Genomic DNA, 22648 nt, shown 5'->3' with positions numbered 1-22648 from the left:
TCAGAACTGATAGCGGCGCATGCGGCGCTGGATGCCGAACAGGTAGAGCGACACGCCTGCCAGAATGATGAGGAACATCACGGCGGCGATGGTCGCGCCCATCGACGGATTGCCAAGCTGCAACTGGAAGCCGAAGAAAGTGCGGTAAAGGAACGTGCCCAGAATGTCGGTCGACTTGTCCGGTCCCGCCAGCGCGCCCTGCATCGAATAGATGAGATCGAACGCATTGAAGTTGGCAACGAAGGTCATCACCGAGATCAGGCCGATCGATGGCAGGATCAGCGGCAGCTTGATCTTGAAGAACTGGCTCCAGCCGGTAATGCCGTCGCATTCCGCCGCCTCGATGATTTCATCGGGAATATTGAGCAGCGCCGCGTAGATCAGCATCATCGGAATACCGACGAACTGCCAGACCGAGACGAGTGACACAGTGACGAGAGCCGTATCGGCCTTGCCGAGCCACGGGCCGAACAGCCATTTCAGCCCGACGAGATCCATCATCCATGGAGCCACGCCCCAGATCGGCGACAGGATCAGTTTCCAGATGAAGCCGACGATAACGAAGGACAACAGCGTCGGAAGAAAGATCGCCGTGCGGTAGAAGGCGGCGAAACGCAGCTTCGGCAGCGACAGCATGGCCGCCAGCAGAATGCCGATCGGATTTTGAACGAGCATGTGAATGCAGAAGAATATGAAGTTGTTTTTCAAGGCATTCCAGAAATCACGCGACCAGTTCGGATCGCCGAAAAGTGCCTGGAAGTTCGCGAACCCCACGAAAGTGCGCTGTCCGTCGACGACATTGAAGAATGCCTGCCGCAAGGTCTCGATCAGGGGCAGGACCATCACTGCCGTGTAGATCAGGACGCAGGGCAGAAGAAACACAAGTATATGCCAGCGCCTCGGGCGCTTGTGCACGATACCTGTCATGTCGGCAGATTGGCTCATATAGGCATTCGCTCTTCAAGAGCATTTCCAGCAGAGGATGAACCGCTTGCATTCGGAAATGCATAAAACCGATGGCTGGCGTTCTTTCTCACGAGAAAGCGTGCAAACCGGAGAAAGCCGGGCTTCCCCTCCCCGCACGCTCGCGTCATTTTAAACTGACACGGAATGCACCGAATGCAAAACGGCATGTCGATGCGCCAGACGAAAAGATATGGGCGGCGCGCCCCCGCGATCGCCGCCCATAAAGCCCCGCGTGTTTATTTCGCAGGCTTGAACCAGCTGTCGAGACCTTCCTGAAGCTTCTTCGCAGCGTCTTCCGGCGTTACGGTGCCGTTGATGACGTTGGCCGACTGAACCCAGGTTTCATTTTCGAGGTTCGGCGTGCCACGCGACAGAATCTGGTAGGTCGAACGAATGGTCGGCTTGCACTTTTCGCGCCAGGAAACAAATTCCTGCGCCAGCGGATCGCTCATCTTCACCGCGGTCGAGTTCAGGCTGAAGAAGCCCGGCAGCGCGTTGGCGTAGATTTCAGCGAATTCAGGCGAAGCAACCCAGTTCAGGAACACCTTTGCCTGTTCTGCGTGCTTGCTCGAAGCGTTGAGACCGAGGCCGATGTCGTTGTGGTCGGAGATGTAGCAGGTGTCGCCTGCATTCTTGACCGGCGGCGGGAACGCGCCCATCTTGAACTGCGCCTGCGTATTGAACAGGCCGATTTCCCACGAGCCTGCCGGATAGATGGCCGCGCGACCGAGGGTGAACAGGTTCTGGCTGTCCGGATAGGTCTGCGCTTCGAAACCGTCGCCCAGATAGTCCTTCCACTTGGCAAGAACCTTGAACGGCTCCACCCACTGCGGGTCGGTCAGCCTCTGCGTACCGGCGATCAGTGCCTTGCGGCCCTCTTCGCCCTTCCAGTAGGTCGGGCCGATGTTCTGGTAGCCCATGGTTGCGGCTTCCCACATGTCCTTCGTGCCCATGGCCATCGGGATGTAGTTGCCGTCTGCCTTGATCTTTTCGAGAACGTCAAAGAATTCGGCTTCCGTGGCCGGAACCTTGAGACCCAGCTTGTCGAAGGCTTCCTGATTGTAGATGAAGCCGTGAATGACCGAAGCCATCGGCACGCAGAAGGTCTTGGAACCGTCGTCGGTGGTCCAGGCGGACTTGGCGACGTCGGAGAAGTTCTTCATGCCTTCCAGATCGGTGAGATCGGCGAGCTTGCCCTTGTTGAAGAGCTCAAGCGAAGTGTCGAAAGGACGGCAGGAAATGAGGTCGCCGCCCGAACCGGCGTCAAGCTTGGCATTGAGGGCCGCGTTGAATTCGGTTGGCGCGCTCGGTGCGAAATTGATCTTGATGCCAGGGTTCTTGGCTTCAAAAGCCGGAATGATCTTTTCCTGCCATATCTGCAGATCGTCGTTACGCCAGCTTTCAACCGTCAGCGTAACGTCTTCGGCCAGCGCAGCCGATCCCGACGCCAGAAGCGTGGAACCCAGCAGCATGAGTTTGAACGTATTACGAACCATTTGACCTTCTCCCGTTTTTTGAGCGCGGATGCGCAAAAGAGGCGAAAGCACGCCAGACCGCTTCGGTACGATCACTCCTCGCGTTACGGGATTGTACCGGGCCCCCGCCGGTTGTCTCCATCCCAAATCCGCGTGACCCACGCACTCAGCGGCACTGCGCTCCCCTTCTGCTGAAATTAATGCCAAAAACGTACCAATTGTCCAGAGAAGTTTACAACTTTCGCGCAGAAAAATTCAGAGCGGCTTTGTTTCCTTAATTGTTTCAATGAATTAATCAAATTTTTCACAAGTCGACAAATCTGCTTGGTTAATGGTATTTTTTTGGTATCTTCAAGCCGGAGGTATCTTCATGACTGAATTCTTCATTGGCGTTGATGGCGGTGGCACCGGATGCCGTGCTGTTGTGGCCGGCAGCGATGGTGCGATTCTGGGTTCAGGGCGCAGCGGCTCTGCCAATATCGTCACCGATCCGCAGACGGCGCTGATCAATGTGATCGCGGCGGTCGACAACGCTTTTGACGATGCCGGGCTGGACAAGGCGCACTATGCAAACAGCCACGCGGTTCTTGGCCTTGCCGGCGGCAATGTCGAGGGTGCGGGCGTACCGATAGAACGCGGCCTGCCCTTTGCGCACTCCGATGTGGAATTCGACGGCGTGATTGCGCTCCAAGGCGCGCTTGGCGATCAGGATGGCATCGTCGCCATTCTTGGAACCGGTACGGCCTATATCACGCGACGGAACGGCCGCATCCATTCGGTCGGCGGCTGGGGTTTTCCCTTGGGCGACCTCGGCAGCGGCGCGCGGCTCGGTCAAAGCCTGCTGCAGGAAAGCCTGCTTGTGCATGACGGCATTCATCGACGCACGCGCCTGACGACCGATCTCCTCGATGAGTTCGACAATAACCCCGACAATCTGGTCGAGTTCGCCTGGACGGCAAAACCCGGCGACTTCGGCAAATATGCTCCGCGTGTTTTCCAATATGCCAGTGAAGGCGATGAAACGGCGCGTATGCTGCTGGAGCGCTCCGCCGGTTATATCAGCGAAACGCTCGACATGCTGATCAATCAGGGCGCCGAACGCATCAGCCTGCTTGGCGGCATGGCGCCGCTCTATGTGGAATGGCTGCCTCCCCACCAGCAGGCGCTTCTGGTCGCCCCCGCGGCGGATGCATTGACAGGCGCGCTTCAGCTCGCTCTCAAGCGATATGGGCCGCAAAATGGAAGGGCGCGCGAATGAGCGGAAATTTCAGCGCTTTCCTTCCCAAGAACCTCCAAGGTTCCGCCCCTTCTTCCGGAGGGCCGCTTTACATGCAGTTGCGCCAGTCGCTGGAAGCCGCGATCCGCGCCGGACAACTGGTTGACGGCGAAGCCCTGCCGCCGGAACGCGACATCGCCGAATATGCCAATATCAGCCGCGTCACTGTGCGAAAGGCCGTGGACGATCTGGTAAAGGCCGGGCTTCTGGTGCGCCGTCACGGTTCCGGCACTTTCGTCGTGCGTCCGAGCGAGCGCGTGCAGCAGTCGCTTTCCATGCTGACCTCGTTCACCGAAGACATGGCACGACGCGGTATCACAACGCAATCCAAATGGCTGGAACGCGGTCTTTACTATCCCTCGCCCGAGGAAATGATGAAACTGGGCGTTTCCTCGGAAACCCGCGTTGCCCGCCTTGGCCGTCTGCGCATGGCGAGCGATCTGCCGCTGGCCATCGAACGGGCCAGCCTCTCGAGTGAAATCCTGCCCGACCCGGATGCGGTCAAGGGTTCGCTCTATGCCGAACTGAACCGTAACGGGTTTCGCCCCGTTCGCGCTGTCCAGCGCATCGCCGCCTGCAACATCAAGGACCCGGATGCACGCATTCTTGGCGTCAAGGAGGGAGACGCTGGCCTGTCCATCGAGCGGATTTCCTATCTGCCCTCCGGCCGGGTGGTCGAATTTACAAAATCACTCTATCGCGGCGATGCTTATGATTTCGTGGCGGAGCTGACGATACCGCAGCCTTGAATGAGTTTATCAATGAAAACGGCCCGTTTCCGGGCCGTTTTGGTTCGTATCAATGATGTTTCTTGCCTTCCCGGGCCATATCCGCCGTCGGATCTGCCGACAGGCGCCTGCGCGCCCGGTCGTCCATCAGCTCATACCACATGGCATTGAGCACGGCGAAAGCTGCTGCAAGCGGAAGCCCCAGTAACCAGGAAAAATACCACATCTTGCTTCCTTTCCGATTAGAGCATTTCCAGCAAAAGTGCGAAGCGGTTTTGCGTAGGACAATGCGTAAAACAAAGAGATAGAGCGCTCCAGCGGCTCCGGTTGAACCGGAACCGCTCTAATAGGCGTGGTTGCTGTCGTCTTCGATCATGTCCTTTTCGACCTTGCCCCACAAAACCTTGTAGACCCAGGACGTGTAGACGACGATCAGCGGCAGGAAGATGAGCGTCACCACCAGCATGATGAACAGTGTCATATGGCTGGAAGACGAATCCCACACCGTCAGGCTGGCGCGTGGATCGAGCGACGATGGCAGGATGAACGGGAACATCGACACGCCGACCGATGAAATGATGCCGAAAATCGACAGCTTTCCAAACAGCAGCGGCGCGACTTCACGACGGCTGCGCAGCGCGACGAAGACCGCAAGCGCTCCAAGGATGCCGAGCGCCGGAGCAATCAGCAGGATTGGATAGTTCGCATAATTGGCGAACCATGCGCCGTGATCCAGTTCCACCGTCTTGCGCAGCGGATTGGACGGGCCGTCCGTGACGACAGCGCTTGTGATGCGGTAGCCCGAAATCCAGAGCCAGCTGATCACCCCGGCCAGAACATAAAGGACAACGGTCAGAAGCGACGCGATGCTGCCATAGAACCGCGCACGCGCCTGTACTTCCCCGGTCGTTTTCAGGACCAGCCACGAGGCGCCATGCATGGAGAGCATCGTGACTGAGAGCACACCGCAAAGCAGCGCGAACGGATTGAGCAGGCCGAAGAACGAACCTTCGTAGAATATCTGAAGGTCGTCGGCGAGCCGGAAGGGAATGCCCTGCAGGACGTTGCCGACGGCAACGCCGAAGATGAGGGCAGGCACGAAACCGCCGATGAACAGCGCCCAGTCCCAGCCCTTTCTCCAGGCTTCGCTGTCCCGCTTGGAGCGATACTTGAAGCCGACCGGACGCAGGATGAGTGCGAACAGGATGACAAACATCGCCAGATAGAAGCCCGAGAAGGACACCGCGTAGAGCGGTGGCCAGGCGGCGAAAATGGCGCCGCCGCCCAGAATCAACCAGACCTGATTGCCTTCCCAGACCGGGCCGATCGTGTTGATGATGATGCGCCGCTCCACATCGGTCTTGCCGACCACCGGCATGAGAATGTCCACGCCGAGATCGAACCCGTCCATCGCGGCGAAGGCAATCAGCAATACACCGAGCAGTACCCACCAGATGATGCGCAGGGTTTCATAGTCCAACAAATCGCTGAGTATCATGATCCTTACTCCGCAGGTGCGATGCTGGCCGGGGCGAGAATTGCTTCCGGCTTGCTGTCGGGTTCAGGTCCGGCCTTGATGGCGCGGATCATCAGGCCCATCTCAATGATGAAGAGAACCGTATAGATCGCCACGAAACCAAGTATCGTCAGCAGCACTGTGGACGCCCCGAGGTTTGAGACGCCGACCGCCGTCGGCAATATGCCCTCGATGACCCAGGGCTGACGGCCGAACTCGGCCACGATCCAGCCCATTTCGGCTGCGATCCACGGCAGCGGTATCGCAAATACGGCTACCCGCAGCAGGAACGGATAACGGTCGAGCTTGCGACGGGCGGACAGCACGAAGAATGTGCCCGTCAGCAGGATCAGGAAGAAGCCGATGCCCACCATGATGCGGAATGCCCAGAACAGGGGCAGCACGCCGGGAACCGTGTCGTTGGCGGCCTGCGTGATCTGCGCGTCGGTTGCCTGACGCGGATCGTCGACATAGCGCTTCAGCAGAAGCGCATAGCCCATCCACTGGCTGTTATCGGCAAAAACGTCCTTCACTTCCTGCGGAACGGCGTTCGTATCGCCAGCCGCGCGGATTTTCTGCAAGGCGTCATAGGCGACGATACCGTTCCTGATATGGTTTTCCGCATTCTGGACCAGATCGTTGATGCCCTGGATCGGGGTTGTGAGAGAGCGGGTGCCGATCAGGCCCATGACCCATGGAATACGCACCGCGAAATGGGTTTCGCGCGCCTCCTGATTGGGGAAGCCGAAGACCGTAAACGGCGCAGGTGCCGGTTCCGTTTCCCACATGGCTTCGATGGCGGCGATCTTCATCTTCTGGTGTTCATTGGCCAGATAGCCGCTTTCGTCACCGAGAACGACAACCGAAAGCGAAGCGGCCAGACCGAAGGAAGCCGCGATGGTGATGGAACGCTTGGCAAGCTCTACCGAACGCCCCTTGAGGAGATACCAGGCGGAAATACCCAGGACGAAAATGGCTGCTGTGACATAACCGGCTGATACCGTATGCACGAACTTTGCCTGGGCGACCGGGTTCATCAGCACGGCGAAGAAATCGGAGATTTCCATGCGCATGGTTTCGGGATTGAACGCCGAACCGACCGGATTCTGCATCCAGCCATTGGCGATCAGAATCCATAGCGCCGAGAAGTTGGAGCCCGCCGCAACCGCATAGGTCGCCATGAGGTGCCCGACTTTCGACAGGCGATCCCATCCGAAGAAGAACAGGCCCACGAAGGTCGCTTCGAGGAAGAATGCCATGAGGCCTTCAATGGCGAGCGGTGCGCCGAAGATGTCGCCGACATAGTGGCTGTAATAGCTCCAGTTCATGCCGAACTGGAATTCCATCACGATGCCCGTCGCAACGCCCATCACGAAGTTGATGCCAAACAGCGTACCCCAAAATTTCGTCATCTGCCGCCAGATGAGTCGCCCCGTCATAACGTAAACGGTTTCCATGATGGCAAGCAGCACGGAAAGACCCAAGGTCAGAGGTACGAAGAGGAAGTGATAAAGTGCCGTGATCGCAAACTGCAATCGCGACAGGGAGACAATATCGAGTTCCATCTCTTTAAGCCGGTAGATCCGGCCCTCCTGGTGTTATGAGCTGCGCTCCAGCGCTGCCCCCTTTGAAAGCGGGCGGGTTCCTGAAAACCCGTTTCCCGCGCTTCAATTCCAACTACCGGTCCAAGTTCCGGTTAAGCCACCGACACGAGCCTTAACCGTCCCGGTGCTGTTCGCTCACCTCATGTTTTCGAGGATTTCGTCAAAGCGCCCTGTCTCCTTACCTACGGACTCAATTAGAGCGCCTTGATTTAAAACAATGATCCGTTCACAAATTCGCGCCTCGCGACGGATATGCGTGGCGATCAGCAATGTACGTGAACCCGCCCGCGCCTTGAGGCGCTCAAGGACATCCTCGGCTGTCGCATTGTCCAGACCCTCGGTCGGTTCATCCAGCAGCCAGAGCGGCGCATCGGTCAGAAACAGCCGCGCAAGGGCCAGGCGGCGGGCCTGCCCGCCCGACAACCCCAGACCGCCCTCGCCCAGCATCGCATCCAGCCCGGCTGGCAATTCCCTGATAAATGTCCCAAGGCCAGCGGCGTCCAGCGCATCCATCAGTTCATGATCGCCTGCATCGGCGCGCGCCAGACGCAGATTATCGCGAAGACTGTCCTGAAAAAGCTCGGTCCGCTGTGTGAGAAGGCGTGTCGGCAACACCGCGACACTGCCCTGCGTTGCTTGAATTTCTCCTGCGAGCAGACTGAACAGCGTCGATTTGCCTGCGCCGCTTGTGCCGACGATGGCGACACGCTCACCAGCAGCAATATCGAGCGTGATATTTTTGAGGGCATCGCGTTCGGCACCCTCATGGCGAGCGGAAACGCTTTTCAGCTGAACCGCCTTGCCATTCGCTGGCCGTTGCGGCGCTGCGGGTTCGGCCTCATCCGTCAGTTGAGGCGCGACGCGCTTCGCAGCGAGGACTGTGCGGCCAAGTTCCATCGCGCCGCGCCGCAATGCGGAAAAAGGCTCCATCGCGCCAAGAATGACGAGCATTCCGAGCGCTGCGACGGGGGCTCCTATCGTCTCTGCCTGCATCAATAATCCAACAGCGACGAGACCGCCTGCAAGCAAGGATGCGTGAACGATGCCGAAACCGGCGCCGGTAACGATTTCTATGCGGTTGAGCCTGCGATCCGATGCGGCGATGTAACCATCGGCGCGGGCCAATGCGAGCTTCTGATCTGCAAGCCGCCCGGCCATCAGAAGTTCGGTCTGACCGGCCACAAGATCGACCGTGCGGGCGCGCAGCGCTTCCGTGCCCTTGGCGCGCCGGCGCATGGATTTTTCGGAACGGCGGGCAGCTGCAAGCGGAATACAAAGACCAGCCGCAAGTAGGACGGTCGCCACCACCAGCCCAAAAATCGGGTTCATCAGACCGAGCGCGATACCGGCAACAAGGGCGGTGGCAAGCGCAGCGCCAATCGGCACCACCACGCGCAGATAAAGCGAGTCGAGCGCATCGATGTCCGCGGTCAGACGGAAGAGAAGGCGCGCCGGACGTTTTAGCAGCGTATTTGCAGCGCTTGGGCGCGCCCAGCTGCGGAACAGTTTTTCGCGCAGGGCCGCGAGGATCGCGAGCGTCGCATCATGGGTGACGAGCCGTTCGAGATAGCGTGAACCGGTCCGCAGGATCGCAAGCAGGCGAATACCGGCGGCGGGCGCGAACACGTCGAACACAACCGCCGTGGCGATGCTCATGCCTGCGATTGCCGTTGCGGTTATAAACCACCCCGACAGGCCAAGAAGTGCAATGCCGGCGAGGACCGTTACGGTTGCCGTTGCGATACCTGCAAGGAGAGCTGTTCCCTTGGTGCGGAAAAAGAGCCTGAGGATCGGCTGCAATGACTGGAAACCATTCATTCAGCTGCCCTCCTCTGCCAAAGCGGATCGTTGCTCACGCCGCCATCCAGACGGACGACGCGATCCATCCTGCGGGCAAGGGTTTCGTCATGGGTAGCGACGATCAGAGTCTTGCCTCTGGCAAGCTTCAAAAGACTGTCGGCAATGAGCGTTGCCGTTTCCTGATCAAGATGAGCGGTCGGTTCATCAGCCAGGAGAATATCTGCACCGGGATCGACAGCCGCACGGGAAAGCGCCAGCCGCAGGGCCTCGCCCCCGGAAATGCCGGCCCCGTTTTCACCAATCAGGCTGTTGCCGGTAACGCCCAGAACATGACCAAGCGCCATGTCGTCGATAATGGCCCTGGTGGCTTCCACGTCGGTGTGTCGGCCAAGGGTGATATTTTGACGGGCCGATCCGGCAAAGATGTGCGGTTTCTGTCCGATCCAGCTCATCCTTGCACGAAGTGCTGCTGCGGTTTCATCTGTCAGCGCCACGCCGCCGATCTCGATCCGGCCAGCCTGCGGAGCCGTCAGCCCGGCAACAAGCGCCAGAATGGTGGATTTTCCGTAGCCACTCGGCGCGAGCAGAGCTACGTGTTCTCCAGCCTCGATGTTGAGGCTGAATTCGTTGAGAACCTTGGCTCCCGTCCCGTAACTGAAGCCGATATTGTGCAAGCCCACTGTGGGGGTTCCGCTCATTGCTGTCGGGCTTTCGCTCTTTCCGACAACGGTCATCGGATGTTCGGAAAGCTTTTCCAGCGCGTCGATAGAAGCTTCACCCGCAGCGCGGTCATGCCAGACGGCGGAAAGATCGCGTAGCGGCTCAAAGAACGCAGGCGACAGAAGCAGGACGAAAAGACCTTCCGCCAACGTCAGCTTATGGCCCCACGCTCCGAAGTTGAGCTGGCCCAGCAAATGAAAGCCAATGTAGACCGCGACCATGGCGACGCCAATTGCCGCGAAAAGTTCAAGCACGGCGGATGACAGAAATGCGATGCGCAGGACGGACATGGTTTTCGAGCGCAGGGTTTCCGCATTCTCGCGCAACCGGTTCGCGGTAGCATCCACGGCATGGAATGTGCGGATGGTGGCAAGGCCGCGCAGGCGGTCGAGCAGAAAACCGTTCATGCCGCCAAGAGCGATAAGCTGCTTTTCACTGGCCGCTTTTGCGCGCCAGCCGATCAGCGCCATGAATATCGGTATCAGCGGGGCTGCAACCATCAGGACAAGCGCCGCAGCCCAGGAATACCAGAGCACGACTGCAATTATGGCCAATGGAACCAGCATGACGCGAATGCGCACCGGCACGAAACGGGAAAGATAAGGAACGACCATTTCCGCTTGTTCGGCAAGAATGCTTGCAGCCTCGCCGGATGATGGGCGCATCACATCGAGGGGCGAGCGCTCCGCAAGCGCCGCAACGGCATTGGTTCGCAGTCGGGAAAGCTCTTGCCGGGCGGCATCGAAAGCCTTCGCCGCACCTGCACTTTCGAGAATGCTGCGCAGGCAGCCAAGAATGAAGATGCCTGCAGCACTGTAATAGACGGAATTGTCGAAGCCGGTATCGGCCAGCCGCCCGATCGCATAAGCGAGAATGCCCGCCTGCGGCAGCCACAAAAGTGCGGCCAATGCCTGAAGATATGCCCCCCGCTTCAGCAAGGACGGAACAGGACGACGTTGCGGGCGGCGCGAACTTTGCCGGATGCCCGTCACTTCGCCGCCTTCTGCCGTCAATGTTTCCGTTCGGGGGACAACGGATGTCACTCTCGCTTAGGCTCCTTTTTGGCCGATGTTCGCCCGCGCCCCAGCGCCACGATCCTGTCCGTGGTCTCAAGGAAGCGGGTCACCTTGGCGCCAAGCGCCAGGAGACTGGTCAAACGGTCCGTATCGAGCCGCTTGACGTCGTCGTACCAGTTGGTCAGCCTTTCGATCAGGCCGTACATGTCCTTCATGCGATCCTGCGCATAAAGATCGCTTTCGCCCTTCGGCTGTTCCATGAGGATCTCGCGCAGAACGGTAAGCGTGGGATCGATCTCGCGCTTCTTGCGCTCCTCGGCGAGCGTGCGCAGGATCTGCCACACATCGTCGGGCGTCGTGAAGAAATCGCGACGATCACCGGGAATGTGCTTCAGCAACACCAGATTCCAGCCTTGCAACTCGCGGATACCCATGGAGACGTTCGAACGTGACACACCGAGAGCGTCGACGATCTGGTCGGCGCAAAGAGGGTCAGGCGATATGTAAAGCAGCGCATATATCTGCCCCACGGTGCGGTTGATGCCCCAACGGCTGCCCATTTCTCCGAAGTGGAGCACGAACGATTGAACGATTGGCGACAATTCCAAAATTCTCTCTCCCGTAAATTCTGAATTTTCAGAAATTACTGAAAATCAGATAATTCAAATGGTCAGTTCCTTCAATCCGCTTGCCCCCGGGTCTGGCCCGAATGGACAATTGGCCGCAGCCCCGGGACACTCCTCCAAATGCCCGAAAAGACGATAGGCCGCTGCATCCCGCTCCGCGGTCGGTGGGCAATGATGCAGGGGATTCGGCAAATGGCAGATAAAGTTCCGGTCGGCAGGATAGCCGGTCTTGAAGCGAACTCCAAAACAGGTCTCCGGTCAGCCCGGAAGCGACAGCCGCCGTCTCCTGTCGGAGCAGGCGGTTTTCCCCATTTGGTGCGGCGGAAAACGCTGGCTTTCCGCCCTCTCCGCACCCTCGAACATCAAACCGACTATAGCGGGTCGGAAGATGAAGGCAGCTCCTTGCTGTCCTGCGTTCTGTCGCGATGGATCACGGCGCGGCTGAGCAGCATGAGCGTTACCGGCGTTGTGACAACCACAAAGACGGTAATGACCACTTCATGCAGAATCGGCTTCGATTGCAAGATGGAGAAAAATATAATCGACGCGATCAGGATCCCGCCCGCTCCGAACGACGAGCCGAGCGTGGGCGCATGAACGCGCTCGTAAAAGCTCTTGAAGCGGACGAGGCCGATGCATCCGACAAGCGTCAGGAACGCGCCGCCCAGCAGGAAAAATGAAATGATGACAGCGGCCCAGACGGGAATTTCGCCTGCATTGATCATTCGATCACCTCCCCGCGCATGAGGAATTTGGACAGCGCCACGGTAGCGACAAAGCCGAGAAGAGCGATAATCAGCGAGGCTTCGAAATAGATGATGCTGCCCGTGCGTATGCCGAATGTAATCAGCAGCAGCAACGCGTTGAGGTAAAGCGCATCGGTCGCAAGAATGCGATCCTGTGCGCGCGGACCGACCAGAAGCCTGTAGACTGCGCAGGCCATGGCGCCAAGAAGCATCAGCTGAGCGAAAAGCAGGGACCAGAAGATGATGACTGCGCTCATGCGGATTTCTCCCCCTCGATGATGTCGGCGGCTGTAAATATCTTGATGAGCGGCTGCTCATACCGTCCCTTGATCGTATCCCGCCACGCCTGCGCATCGTCCAGATCAAGCACGTGGATCGTCAGTTCGCGCCTTGCGGCGTTATAATCCACCCAAGCCGTGCCTGGCGTCGCGGTGATTATGCAGGCGAGCACGGCAAGCGCAGTCCGGTTTTCCAGATCGAGCTGGATGACGACGAAGCCCGGACGCCGCTTGCGCTTGCGCGACAGGATGATCCCCGCAACGGCGATATTCGATTGCAATATGTCATAGCTTATGGCTCCGAACAGCCAGAGCATGGTCGGGACAGAGCGAATATGGTTCTTCTGCGGCTGCAAGGCCGTCATGATGAGGCATGCAATGATTGCGATGATCGCACCGAGCAGGAACTGCGCCCGTGTGAAGCCATTTAAAAGCAGCCAGAACAGAAGCAGCGAGGCGAACAGAAGCGGATAAGGCAGGATTCTCTTCACTGTGCCTCCTCCGTTTGCATGCCAGCGCGCGGCGCATTGAGAACGCTGCTGATATAGGATGCAGGATTGTGCAGCGAACGCGCCGTTTCGTCCATGTAACGCATCGCCGGACCGGCTGCGATCGTCAGCGCCAGACAGATTGCCAGAAGTCCTGCGATCGGCACAACTTCGCGCACCAGAACACGCGGCACGTTACCTTCGAGCGAAGCCCAGAAGGTACGGATGCCGGTACGTGTCATCGCGATCAGGGCCGACAGGCCGGATAGGAGAACAAGCGCAACCAGTGCCCAGCTTGCCGGGCTGACCGGCATTGCAAGCTGCGGGGTTGCACCCTCTCCGTTGAACACCGCCGCCAGGATCAGAAATTTGGCGATGAAGCCCGAAAACGGCGGAAGACCGATCAGCAATATCGCGCAAATCCCGAAGAACGTGCCTAGGACGGCAAGGGTCGCAGGCAATACCGCGCCGATCTCGTCCTCTTCTTCTTCCTCCTCATCGTCACCATAGGCTTCCATGGTAACGGCGAGAACGTTGGCGGCTGCGTCCTGCCCACGTTCGATCAATTCGATCAGCAGGAAAAATGCGGCAATTGTGAGTGTCGAACTGACCATGTAGAAAAGTGCCGCACCTGTCATGGCGGTGTTGCCGCTGCCGATGGCGGCCAGCAAGGTGCCGGAGGATACTAGAATGCTGTAGCTGGCGAGACGTCCCATCGCTTGCGATGCGACGACGCCGATCAGGCCGAAGGCAAGCGTTACCATCCCGCCGAAATAGAGCCAGTCATTGCCGAAGCCATAGGATGAACCGGCACCGATGCCGAACATCAGCGGCGACAGGCGCAGAAGGACGTAGATGCCGACCTTGCTCATGATGGCGAAGACGGCCGCAACCGGTGCTGCTGCTGCAGTATAGGTTGGCGCGAGCCAGAAATTGAGCGGCCACATGCCTGCCTTGACGAGGAACGCTACGCCCAGCACCGCGGCGCCTGCTTCAAGCAGCATACGATCTTCGGGCGCTACCTGTGAAATCTTCTGCGCAAGATCGGCCATGTTCAACGTGCCGGTCACACCGTAGATCAGGCTGACACCGATCAGGAACAGCGACGAGGCGACGAGGTTGACGGCGATATAATGCATGCCGGCCTTCACGCGCGCCGGACCGGAGCCGTGTAGCGCCAGCCCGTAGGACGCAGCCAGCATGACTTCGAAGAACACGAAAAGGTTGAACAGGTCGCCGGTCAGGAATGCGCCGTTCAGTCCCATCAGCAAAAGCTGGAATATCGTATGGAAATGCGGACTGGCCTTGTGCCAATGGGCAAGCGCAAAGCTGAGCGATGCCATGCCGAGCAGGCTTGTCAGCACCAGCATGAGGGCCGCGAGGCGATCAAGCACCAGAACGATGCCGAATGGCGCGGGCCAGTTCCCGATCAGGTAGACCAGAGCGTCGGGCGCCCTTTCGCTCGCCATGCCTGCAAGCGTGATGGCAATCGCGATCAACCCCAGGGTCGAAATGGAGTTGATGGCCATCTTGAGCTTGCGCTTGCGCTCATCGAACAGCAGCAGGACGGCCGCCGTGACGAGCGGCAGGACGATTGGCGCAACGATGAGATGTGTTTTCCAGTCCAACATCAATTCTCCTTGCCGTCCACGTGGTCCGTACGTGTCAACCCGCGTGAGGCGAGCAGCACGACAAGGAAAAGTGCGGTCATTGCGAAGCCGATGACGATGGCGGTCAGAACGAGCGCCTGCGGCACAGGATCGGTATATTGCGTGGCCTGAACGTCAACACCGTTATCGAGTACGGGGGCCGCATTGGTGCGAAGCCGCCCCATCGAAAAGATGAAGAGATTGACCGCGTAGGAAATCAGCGACAGGCCAATTGCCACCTGGAAGGTGCGCGGGCGAAGGATCAGCCACACGCCGGATGCCATCAACACGCCGATTGCCAGAGCAAGAACGAGTTCCATCAGTTCTCCTCCTTCGTTGCGGCCAGTTTCTCGACACGGTGTTTGCGGAGCGATTGGTGCGCGAGAGCGATCAAAACGAGCACCGTAGCGCCGACCACGAGGGTGAAGACACCAAGATCGAACAGCAGGGCGCTGGCTGTCGGCATTTTTCCGATATGCGGTATCTCCGTATACTGGAAGAAGGTTGTGAGGAACGGATAGCCGAAGAACCACGATCCCGCGCCTGTTGCACCGGCCAACAGCAGGCCCATCCCGATCCAGCGCAGGGGCAGGATGCGCAGGCGGTCCTCCACAACGCGCGCGCCTGACGCCAGATATTGCAGCAGGAATGCAATTGCGAGCGTGATACCGGCCGCAAACCCGCCACCCGGCAGATCATGACCACGCAGGAACAGATGCACTGCCAGCACAACGATCACCGGGAAAAGCCATTGCATGATGACGGACGGCACGGCCAGATAATCGGCCAATGTTTCACCTGCCTTGCGGTCGGGCGCTGCCTCGTCATAGGCGTCCTGTATTTTCTGTTGGGCGGTCGATCCGGTCGTGTCAGGCGCTGGACGAAAACGTCGCAGCAGCGCAAAGACCGTAAGACCGACAATACCAAGGACGGCGATTTCGCCGAACGTATCAAAAGCGCGGAAATCGACCAGAATGACATTGACGACATTCTTGCCGCCGCCGCCCGAATAGGCGTTTTCGAGGAAATAATCGCCGATGCTGCTGGGAGACAGGCGCGTCATCACGGCATAGGCGATGACAGCCACACCTGCCCCGCTGCCGATGGCGAGCAACAGGTCGCGATAACGGCGGATGCGCGGGCCGATCTGCACCGGAAGCGGATCCGGATCTTCCCAACGCTTCGGGAGCCAGCGAAGCCCAAGCAGCAGCAGGACGGTGGTTACGATCTCGACGAGCAACTGCGTTACCGCAAGATCGGGCGCGGACAGCCAGACGAAGGTGATGCAGGTGATGAGCCCCGCCCCGCCCAGAAGGATAAGCGCTGCCAGCCGGTGATACTTGGCCTGATAGGCCGCCCCGACGGCACAGGCCCCGCCAAGTATCCAAAGTCCGGCGAAGATCGGGTCCACCGGCTGCGGACCAAGCGAACCGGATTGCAGGCCGGAGGCGAAAATCGGCCAGGCGGCGGCAAGGACCGCCACCGCGACCACGATACGGAGTTGCGGCTGCAGACGGCGCGTGCTGAGGAAAGCTTCCGCCTTGCGCGCCCAGTTCCACGACAGGGTTACAAGAACACGCTCGAAAATGCGCTGTCCCTGCAAGTGCCGGAAAAGCGGAGGGCCGTCTTCGCTCGTCGCGAGATAGTTCTTCAGCATCCAGTGCAAAAGAATGCCGCCGATCATGGCCACGATACTCATCATCAGCGGCAGGTTGAAACCGTGCCAGACCGAGAGGCTATATTCCGGCGTCGCATGACCCAGCACCGACAGCACGGCCGAATGCAGGAACGGCCCGATCGACAGTCCCGGAATGATGCCGATCAACAGGCAAAGCAGAACCAGAAGCTCGATAGGACGGCGCATCCAGTGCGGCGGTTCATGCGGCTCATGCGGCAGATCATGCGGCGGCGGTCCGAAGAACGTCGAATAGATGAAGCGCACCGAATAGGCGACCGTGAAGATGCCCGCGATGGTGGCCACGTAAGGCGTGATCGTGTCGAGCCAGGACGCCATATGGGTTTCGACCGCTTCGGCGAAGAACATTTCCTTGGAAATGAACCCGTTGAGCAGCGGCACACCGGCCATGGCCGCGCTCGCCACCATGGCAAGCGTCGCCGTATAGGGCATGGGGCGCAGGAGCCCGCTCAGCCTGCGCATGTCACGTGTGCCGGTTTCGTGATCGATGATGCCGGCGGCCATGAAAAGCGATGCCTTGAAGATCGCATGGTTAACCATGTGGAAGATCGCGGCGACTGCTGCCAGCGGACTGCCAAGCGAAAGCAGGACTGTAATCAGGCCAAGATTGCTGATGGTCGAATAGGCGAGCAGCCCCTTGAGGTCCTGCTGGAAAACCGCAAAGAAACTCGCGATCAGAAGCGTGATCAGGCCCGCCGAACCGACGATCCAGAACCACTCCTCAGTTCCGCTTAAAACCGGCCAGAGGCGGGCAAGCAGGAAAACGCCAGCCTTCACCATTGTTGCCGAATGCAGATAGGCCGATACCGGCGTCGGCGCTGCCATGGCGTTCGGAAGCCAGAAATGGAACGGAAACTGCGCGCTTTTGGTGAATGCGCCAAGCAGGATCAGGATCAGCGCCACGCTGTAGAGCGGATGCGTGCGAACGAGGTTGCCCGCTACCAGGACCTTGTCGAGATCGTAGCTTCCGACGATATGCCCCAGGATCAGAACGCCTGCCAGCAGACAGAAACCGCCTATGCCGGTCACCGTCAGCGCCATTCGCGCACCATCGCGGGCGCTGGCATTGTGATACCAGTAACCGATCAGCAGAAACGAGAAGATGCTGGTCAGTTCCCAGAATACCGCAAGCAATATCAGATTGCCCGACAGAACCACGCCGAGCATCGATCCCATGAAGGACAAAAGGAACGAGAAGAACCTCGGCACGGGGTCTTCCGGCGACATGTAGTAACGCGCGTAAATGACGACCAGAAGGCCGATGCCCGTGATGAGCATCGCGAAAAGCCAGGCAAAGCCGTCCATCCGGAAGGTGACGTTGAGACCATAGGCAGGGAGCCATTCCACGGTGCCGCGAAGCACCTTGCCGTCCGACACGATGGGATAAAGGCTGGCGGTGACGATAAAGGCGACAAGCGCAATCGCTGCCGTAAACCAGGCCGAACCGCTGCGATCCGCCCCCCTGAATAGTCCGGTTATGGCGCTGCCGAGAAATGGTAGAAGGACAAGCAGGAAAAGCATTCTGCCGTCCATCGTCATGCGCCACAGGCCTCCTAGCCGAAATCAAGGTTGATCCGAAGCAGGCACCGCTCAAGAAAACAGCAACAGAATCGCTCCGGCAAGTTGTAGAGAGGAATCATATGTTCCGATGGCGTTATTATGACGGGCCACGGAACATTATGGCAATAGCTTTCAATGGCTTATCGCGCGAATTTGAATCATTTTATGGTTCATCTTGCCGGAAAATCTATAATTTGTCGGTTGCTGCGGACCGCGATGCCCGACGATTGGACATATTGTCCCGAATATCTTTCAGCCGAATGACATGATCTTATTGGGACGATTGCCGCAGGAATGGCTTTTGGAGAGGTTCTTATCCTTCAAGCAAGATCGCTGACAGCCGCTCGGCCTGAACGCGGATATCCGGTACGGCTGTGACCTCCCAGAATGCGCCTTTCGTGACTGGCCCGATCGCGAAGAACGGACCTGATGGTTCGCCTCGCGCATTGAGAAGCTGAAGGTCGCGGGTAACATCCAATCCGAGATCGAGCGCATCCGGCCGTGCCAGCCCATGCTCCATGAGGCCGATCAAAGCCGCATTGCGGGTTGTCGAGAAACGCGGATTTCCGCCACGGCAATCAATGACGGTCGCGACATGCTGCTTTTCGATCTTCTCACTGCGGCGCGGGCGATAGCGAATTTCCATCCCTCCCCCTTCGTCGCGTACTGAAACGAGATGACCGGCCGTGATTTTGAGTTGCCCGTGCTTCATGGCAGATTCGATGCGATCCGCCACGGCGGGAGCCATGCGGTGACGATGGACATCCCACCATGGGCGCAGATGCCGGAGGAAACTGCGACGCTGTGAGGTCGGCAACCCCGCCCAGACATGCTGTGTATGCGGCCGCAGACCGTCCATTACGCCGCGCCAGCCGGAACCCGATTTTTCCGCTTCCGCCATCATGGTGCGCACGCGTCGCATGAGCTTGGAAAGCCCGAGCGAGACCGGAAGGTCGTCGGCTGCGACGGGAAAAACCTGCGCAGGGGCATGGCGTGCCGGAAGAAGCCCACGGCGCGAAATGGCATATATTTCCGCACGATGACCATTGTCGAGCAGCGACAACACGCTGTCGATCATCGAGAGGCCTGTACCAAATATCGCCACAGGTGCATCCGTCGGCACATCGAAATACCCGTTGCTTGCCCAGTATTCCGCAATCTGGCCGCCCGATTTCGCAATAGCGGCCTCATTGCCCGTTGCAAGAATGACCGCATCCGCGGCGAAGGTTTCGCGGGTTTCGGTGACAACCGTCGGCCTGCCAGCTTTGAGCGCCACATCGACGACGCCTGTCCTTTCGACCGTCAATCGTGAGCTGCCGGCAGAGAGATAAGGCTCAATCAGATGCTCCAGATAGGCGCGATAGACTTTGCGCGGCGCAAAACCGTGCGGTTCCCACCGGTCGCCACTCTCCTGCAACCAGTTGAGGAAGTGATCCGGCTGGTCGGGAAACGCGCTCATATTGCTGGCGCGCACATTAAGCAGATGGCTGGGATTTTCCGTCGCGTAAGCGATCCCCGCTCCCAACCTGCCCGACCGTTCGAAAATTCGCACAGACGATTCCGGTGAACGCCCGAGCAACTGTGCAGCCAGAATGATGCCGCTTGCCCCGGCGCCGATGATGATAAATGACTTCAAACTATCGTGACCTCATCCCAATTCCCGACAACGACCCGAATAGAGCGCCGTCAAAACCCGCCCTATAAATCTCACTAATTTAGTTAGATTCCAATAAAGAACCGCTCTTGTAAACCCCGCAAAACCGGGCCAATTGCCGTACGGCTGATGGACAATGAACCCGTGTTCGCTCCAGGCACATGGCGGGAAAGTAAACAGTCAGGAGAAACCAGCCACGTATCGTTGACAGTGTGTTTCAGAAACACGGGCTGGCCTCAACCGCCCGAATAACAATATCTAGCCCAACACTATCCCAACAGGTTGCCTCGAAATCCCAAGCCGGACAGCCTGCCAGACCGCTGAAACACAGGACCCAGTCATGAATAATTCCCTGCTGAATTCCATCAAGAAGCGCCGTACGCAGTATGCTCTGGGCAAGTCCCTTCCGCTGTCGAACGAAGATGTGGCCGAGCTGATCCGCGAAGCGGTCAAGCACACCCCTTCGTCCTTCAACTCGCAGAGCTCGCGTGCCGTGATCCTGTTTGGCGCCGAGAGCGAGAAGCTGTGGAGCGTCGTGAAGGAAACGCTTCGCCAGATCGTTCCGGCCGACGCTTTCGCGCAGACGGAAGCCAAGGTCGACAGCTTCGCTGCCGGTGCCGGTACGGTTCTGTTCTATGAAGACCAGAGCGTTGTTAAGGGGCTTCAGGAAAACTTCCCGCTTTATGCCGACAACTTCCCGGTCTGGTCCGAACAGTCCGGCGGCATGGCACAGCATTCGGTTTGGACCGCGCTCGCCAATGCAAATATCGGCGCCAGCCTCCAGCACTACAACCCGCTGATCGATCAGGAAGTTGCCCAGACTTGGGACATTCCAGCCTCGTGGAAACTCCGCGCCCAGATGCCGTTCGGCTCAAACGAACAGCCTTTCGGCGAAAAGGCTTTCATGGACGACGGCGACCGTTTCAAGGTTTTCTTCTAATCGTTCATTGTATCGAAAAAGACCGGGCCGGAGGAGTTTCCTCCGGCTTTTTCGTTTTGGCGGTAAAATATTTCACCAGGCCGTTGTCCCCTCTCCAAAAGCTGGATGTAATGGAGATGCTTCAAGAGAGTCGCGCCCAAGCGACAAGCTTGTGAAGCTTCATCAGAACGGGCCGCAATTGCACGACATGTGCAGATTGCGCGGTCCGAAGGGGAATTTGCATGACAACCGTAATACCGCCATTTGCTCATATCAAGGCAGCCCACAACAAGCGCGGCGTTGCACGAAAGCTGCTGCGCGCATCCATGCCGGCTGCGCTCGCGATCACTCTGCTTCTGTCAGCGTCGCCAAAAGCGGTGGAAGCCGCAACACCGGCCGACACGCTCGTCATAGCGATGAGCATCGATGATGTCATTTCACTCGACCCGGCTGAGATCTTCGAGATCACCACATCCGAAATCCTGACCAGCACCTATGAGCGGCTCATCACGACCGATACCAAGGACCCGACCAAGATCGTCCCGCAGATTGCCGAAAGCTGGACCTTCTCCGACGATGGCAAGTCGATTACGTTCAAAATCCGCAAGGGGCTGAAATTCGCCTCCGGCAATCCGCTGACCGCGCAGGACGCCGCCTATTCGCTGCAGCGCGCCATCAAGCTGGACAAGAGCCCGGCGTTCATTCTGAGCCAGTTTGGCCTCACCCGGGAAAACGCCGATCAGAACATCGTCGCGACCGATGACGAAACGCTTGTTTTCACTACGGGCAAGGCATTTGCGCCAAGTTTCGTCCTGAACTGTCTCACTTCCAGCGTGGCGTCGATTGTCGACAGCAAGCTGGTGAAGGAGCATGAACAGAAGGCGGAAAAGACCAAGGATTACCCCTACGAAACCGACTTCGGTTACGAATGGCTGAAGAACAACTATGCCGGTTCCGGTCCCTTGGCGCTCAAGCAATGGCGTGCCAATGAAGTGCTGCTTCTCGAACGCAACGAAAACTATTCCGATGCAAAACCGGCGATGAAGCGCGTCATCTATCGCCATGTGAAGGAGGGTGTTTCACAGCGCCTGCTCCTTGAGGCGGGCGATATCGACATTGCGCGCAATCTGGAACCCGGCGACATTGAAGAACTGAGCAAGAACCAGAAGTATCACGTCCTCAATGCACCAAAGGGCCGCGTCTATTATCTGGTGGCCAACCAGAATGTGCCGGAACTTGCAAAGCCCGAAGTCCGGCAGGCGCTCAAATACCTGATCGATTACGATACGATCGAAGCGAAACTCATCAACGGTATCGGCCGCACACATCAGTCCTTCCTGCCTCTCGGCATGTTCGGCGCTGTCGGTGACAAGCCGTTCTCCTATGATGTCGATAAAGCCAAGGAGCTGCTTGCAAATGCAGGTCTCAAGGACGGCTTCAAGGTGACGCTCGACGTGCGCAACACGCAGCCATTTGTCGGCATCGCGGAAAGCATCCAGCAGACCATGGGCAAGGCGGGCGTTCAAGTGGAAATCCTGCAGGGAGACGGCCGGCTGACGACCACCAAGGTTCGCGCACGCAAGCATCAGATGGCGCTTGGCATCTGGGGGCCGGACTATTGGGACCCGCACACCAATGCGGTCACCTTCACCAACAATCCCAACAATGGCGAAGACGTCTCAATGCGCACGAGCGCATGGCAGGCCCATTGGGATATTCCGGAGTTGACGGCGGAAACCATGGCTGCCGCTGAAGAGCGCGATACGGCCAAGCGTGAGGAGATGTATCACGACCTCCAGAAGAAGTTTCAGGAAACCAGCCCGTTCGCGATCATCTATCAGCAGATCGAAACAGCTGTGACGGCTCCGAATGTGCACGATTTCAACATGGTTGCCGACGCCAACTATGTCCAGACCGTAACGAAGGACTGA

At 58.5% G+C, this 22648-nt stretch carries 19 protein-coding genes; 4 read left to right on the top strand and 15 right to left on the bottom strand.

Going from position 1 to position 22648, the window contains the following annotated elements; all coding sequences use genetic code 11:
• Positions 1–945, bottom strand: a complete 945-nt coding sequence (locus ACOWVS_RS02675; RefSeq protein ID WP_006468812.1) for a carbohydrate ABC transporter permease — start codon at positions 943–945, stop codon at positions 1–3.
• 257 nt (positions 946–1202) lie between these two features.
• Positions 1203–2462, bottom strand: coding sequence for an ABC transporter substrate-binding protein (locus tag ACOWVS_RS02670; protein ID WP_021586068.1), 1260 nt, complete (start codon positions 2460–2462; stop codon positions 1203–1205).
• A gap of 349 nt (positions 2463–2811) precedes the next feature.
• Here ACOWVS_RS02670 and ACOWVS_RS02665 point away from each other — a divergent pair, with 349 nt between their 5' ends.
• Positions 2812–3699, top strand: coding sequence for an N-acetylglucosamine kinase (locus tag ACOWVS_RS02665; protein ID WP_021586069.1), 888 nt, complete (start codon positions 2812–2814; stop codon positions 3697–3699).
• Positions 3696–4466 (top strand): GntR family transcriptional regulator, encoded by a 771-nt coding sequence (locus tag ACOWVS_RS02660; RefSeq protein ID WP_021586070.1) that lies wholly within the window; start codon positions 3696–3698, stop codon positions 4464–4466. Before ACOWVS_RS02665 ends, ACOWVS_RS02660 begins: the two co-directional genes overlap by 4 nt.
• A 49-nt stretch (positions 4467–4515) precedes the next feature.
• Here ACOWVS_RS02660 and cydX read toward each other — a convergent pair whose 3' ends face one another.
• The 13 genes from cydX to ACOWVS_RS02595 form a co-directional block, all read right to left on the bottom strand.
• A complete protein-coding gene (gene cydX, locus ACOWVS_RS02655) occupies positions 4516–4671 on the bottom strand; it encodes a cytochrome bd-I oxidase subunit CydX (protein WP_006468808.1) in 156 nt (51 codons plus the stop codon).
• 117 nt (positions 4672–4788) lie between these two features.
• The gene (gene cydB, locus ACOWVS_RS02650) at positions 4789–5943 is read right to left on the bottom strand and encodes a cytochrome d ubiquinol oxidase subunit II (protein WP_021586071.1); all 1155 of its coding nucleotides are present in this window, start codon (positions 5941–5943) and stop codon (positions 4789–4791) included.
• A 5-nt stretch (positions 5944–5948) separates the two neighbouring features.
• Positions 5949–7526, bottom strand: coding sequence for a cytochrome ubiquinol oxidase subunit I (locus ACOWVS_RS02645; protein WP_006468806.1), 1578 nt, complete (start codon positions 7524–7526; stop codon positions 5949–5951).
• A gap of 174 nt (positions 7527–7700) precedes the next feature.
• Positions 7701–9383, bottom strand: a complete 1683-nt coding sequence (gene cydC, locus ACOWVS_RS02640) for a thiol reductant ABC exporter subunit CydC (protein ID WP_021586072.1) — start codon at positions 9381–9383, stop codon at positions 7701–7703.
• Positions 9380–11128: a thiol reductant ABC exporter subunit CydD gene (cydD, locus tag ACOWVS_RS02635; protein WP_031346420.1), complete on the bottom strand. Its 1749-nt coding sequence runs from the start codon at positions 11126–11128 to the stop codon at positions 9380–9382. The genes cydC and cydD overlap by 4 nt, the downstream gene beginning before the upstream one ends.
• Entirely contained in the window at positions 11125–11709 is a 585-nt protein-coding gene (locus tag ACOWVS_RS02630) for a GbsR/MarR family transcriptional regulator (RefSeq protein WP_006468803.1), read from the bottom strand. The genes cydD and ACOWVS_RS02630 overlap by 4 nt, the downstream gene beginning before the upstream one ends.
• A 389-nt stretch (positions 11710–12098) precedes the next feature.
• Entirely contained in the window at positions 12099–12452 is a 354-nt protein-coding gene (gene mnhG / locus ACOWVS_RS02625) for a monovalent cation/H(+) antiporter subunit G (RefSeq protein WP_006468802.1), read from the bottom strand.
• Positions 12449–12730: a K+/H+ antiporter subunit F gene (locus ACOWVS_RS02620; RefSeq protein WP_006468801.1), complete on the bottom strand. Its 282-nt coding sequence runs from the start codon at positions 12728–12730 to the stop codon at positions 12449–12451. The genes mnhG and ACOWVS_RS02620 overlap by 4 nt, the downstream gene beginning before the upstream one ends.
• Positions 12727–13242 carry a Na+/H+ antiporter subunit E gene (locus ACOWVS_RS02615; protein WP_021586074.1) on the bottom strand — a complete coding sequence of 172 codons (516 nt, stop codon included), beginning with the start codon at positions 13240–13242 and terminating at the stop codon, positions 12727–12729. The genes ACOWVS_RS02620 and ACOWVS_RS02615 overlap by 4 nt, the downstream gene beginning before the upstream one ends.
• The gene (locus ACOWVS_RS02610; RefSeq protein ID WP_025090358.1) at positions 13239–14867 is read right to left on the bottom strand and encodes a monovalent cation/H+ antiporter subunit D; all 1629 of its coding nucleotides are present in this window, start codon (positions 14865–14867) and stop codon (positions 13239–13241) included. Before ACOWVS_RS02610 ends, ACOWVS_RS02615 begins: the two co-directional genes overlap by 4 nt.
• Before the next feature lie 2 nt (positions 14868–14869).
• On the bottom strand, positions 14870–15208 hold the full coding sequence (locus tag ACOWVS_RS02605; RefSeq protein WP_006468798.1) for a Na+/H+ antiporter subunit C: 339 nt from the start codon (positions 15206–15208) through the stop codon (positions 14870–14872).
• Complete coding sequence (locus tag ACOWVS_RS02600) at positions 15208–18123, bottom strand: monovalent cation/H+ antiporter subunit A (RefSeq protein ID WP_021586076.1); 2916 nt, start codon at positions 18121–18123, stop codon at positions 15208–15210. The genes ACOWVS_RS02605 and ACOWVS_RS02600 overlap by 1 nt, the downstream gene beginning before the upstream one ends.
• 334 nt (positions 18124–18457) lie before the next feature.
• Positions 18458–19780, bottom strand: a complete 1323-nt coding sequence (locus ACOWVS_RS02595) for an FAD/NAD(P)-binding protein (protein WP_075041442.1) — start codon at positions 19778–19780, stop codon at positions 18458–18460.
• Positions 19781–20138: 358 nt separating this feature from the next.
• Here ACOWVS_RS02595 and ACOWVS_RS02590 point away from each other — a divergent pair, with 358 nt between their 5' ends.
• Together ACOWVS_RS02590 and ACOWVS_RS02585 are read left to right on the top strand one after the other, a co-directional pair.
• On the top strand, positions 20139–20738 hold the full coding sequence (locus tag ACOWVS_RS02590; RefSeq protein ID WP_021586078.1) for a nitroreductase family protein: 600 nt from the start codon (positions 20139–20141) through the stop codon (positions 20736–20738).
• Positions 20739–20959: 221 nt separating this feature from the next.
• On the top strand, positions 20960–22648 hold the full coding sequence (locus tag ACOWVS_RS02585; RefSeq protein WP_021585595.1) for an ABC transporter substrate-binding protein: 1689 nt from the start codon (positions 20960–20962) through the stop codon (positions 22646–22648).

Origin of the sequence: Brucella sp. IR068 (assembly GCF_049065885.1) — a bacterium.
Classification (GTDB): Bacteria; Pseudomonadota; Alphaproteobacteria; order Rhizobiales; family Rhizobiaceae; genus Brucella; species Brucella intermedia.
The sequence above is the reverse complement of the archived record's forward strand: the minus strand, read 5'-3'. Positions and strand labels throughout refer to the sequence as shown.

Coding starts and splice junctions, on each gene's coding strand:
- ACOWVS_RS02675 (WP_006468812.1), bottom strand. CDS start 945: ATGAGCCAATCTGCCGACATGACAGGTATCGTGCACAAGCGCCCGAGG.
- ACOWVS_RS02670 (WP_021586068.1), bottom strand. CDS start 2,462: ATGGTTCGTAATACGTTCAAACTCATGCTGCTGGGTTCCACGCTTCTG.
- ACOWVS_RS02665 (WP_021586069.1), top strand. CDS start 2,812: ATGACTGAATTCTTCATTGGCGTTGATGGCGGTGGCACCGGATGCCGT.
- ACOWVS_RS02660 (WP_021586070.1), top strand. CDS start 3,696: ATGAGCGGAAATTTCAGCGCTTTCCTTCCCAAGAACCTCCAAGGTTCC.
- cydX (WP_006468808.1), bottom strand. CDS start 4,671: ATGTGGTATTTTTCCTGGTTACTGGGGCTTCCGCTTGCAGCAGCTTTC.
- cydB (WP_021586071.1), bottom strand. CDS start 5,943: ATGATACTCAGCGATTTGTTGGACTATGAAACCCTGCGCATCATCTGG.
- ACOWVS_RS02645 (WP_006468806.1), bottom strand. CDS start 7,526: ATGGAACTCGATATTGTCTCCCTGTCGCGATTGCAGTTTGCGATCACG.
- cydC (WP_021586072.1), bottom strand. CDS start 9,383: ATGAATGGTTTCCAGTCATTGCAGCCGATCCTCAGGCTCTTTTTCCGC.
- mnhG (WP_006468802.1), bottom strand. CDS start 12,452: ATGATCAATGCAGGCGAAATTCCCGTCTGGGCCGCTGTCATCATTTCA.
- ACOWVS_RS02620 (WP_006468801.1), bottom strand. CDS start 12,730: ATGAGCGCAGTCATCATCTTCTGGTCCCTGCTTTTCGCTCAGCTGATG.
- ACOWVS_RS02605 (WP_006468798.1), bottom strand. CDS start 15,208: ATGGAACTCGTTCTTGCTCTGGCAATCGGCGTGTTGATGGCATCCGGC.
- ACOWVS_RS02600 (WP_021586076.1), bottom strand. CDS start 18,123: ATGACGATGGACGGCAGAATGCTTTTCCTGCTTGTCCTTCTACCATTT.
- ACOWVS_RS02590 (WP_021586078.1), top strand. CDS start 20,139: ATGAATAATTCCCTGCTGAATTCCATCAAGAAGCGCCGTACGCAGTAT.
- ACOWVS_RS02585 (WP_021585595.1), top strand. CDS start 20,960: ATGACAACCGTAATACCGCCATTTGCTCATATCAAGGCAGCCCACAAC.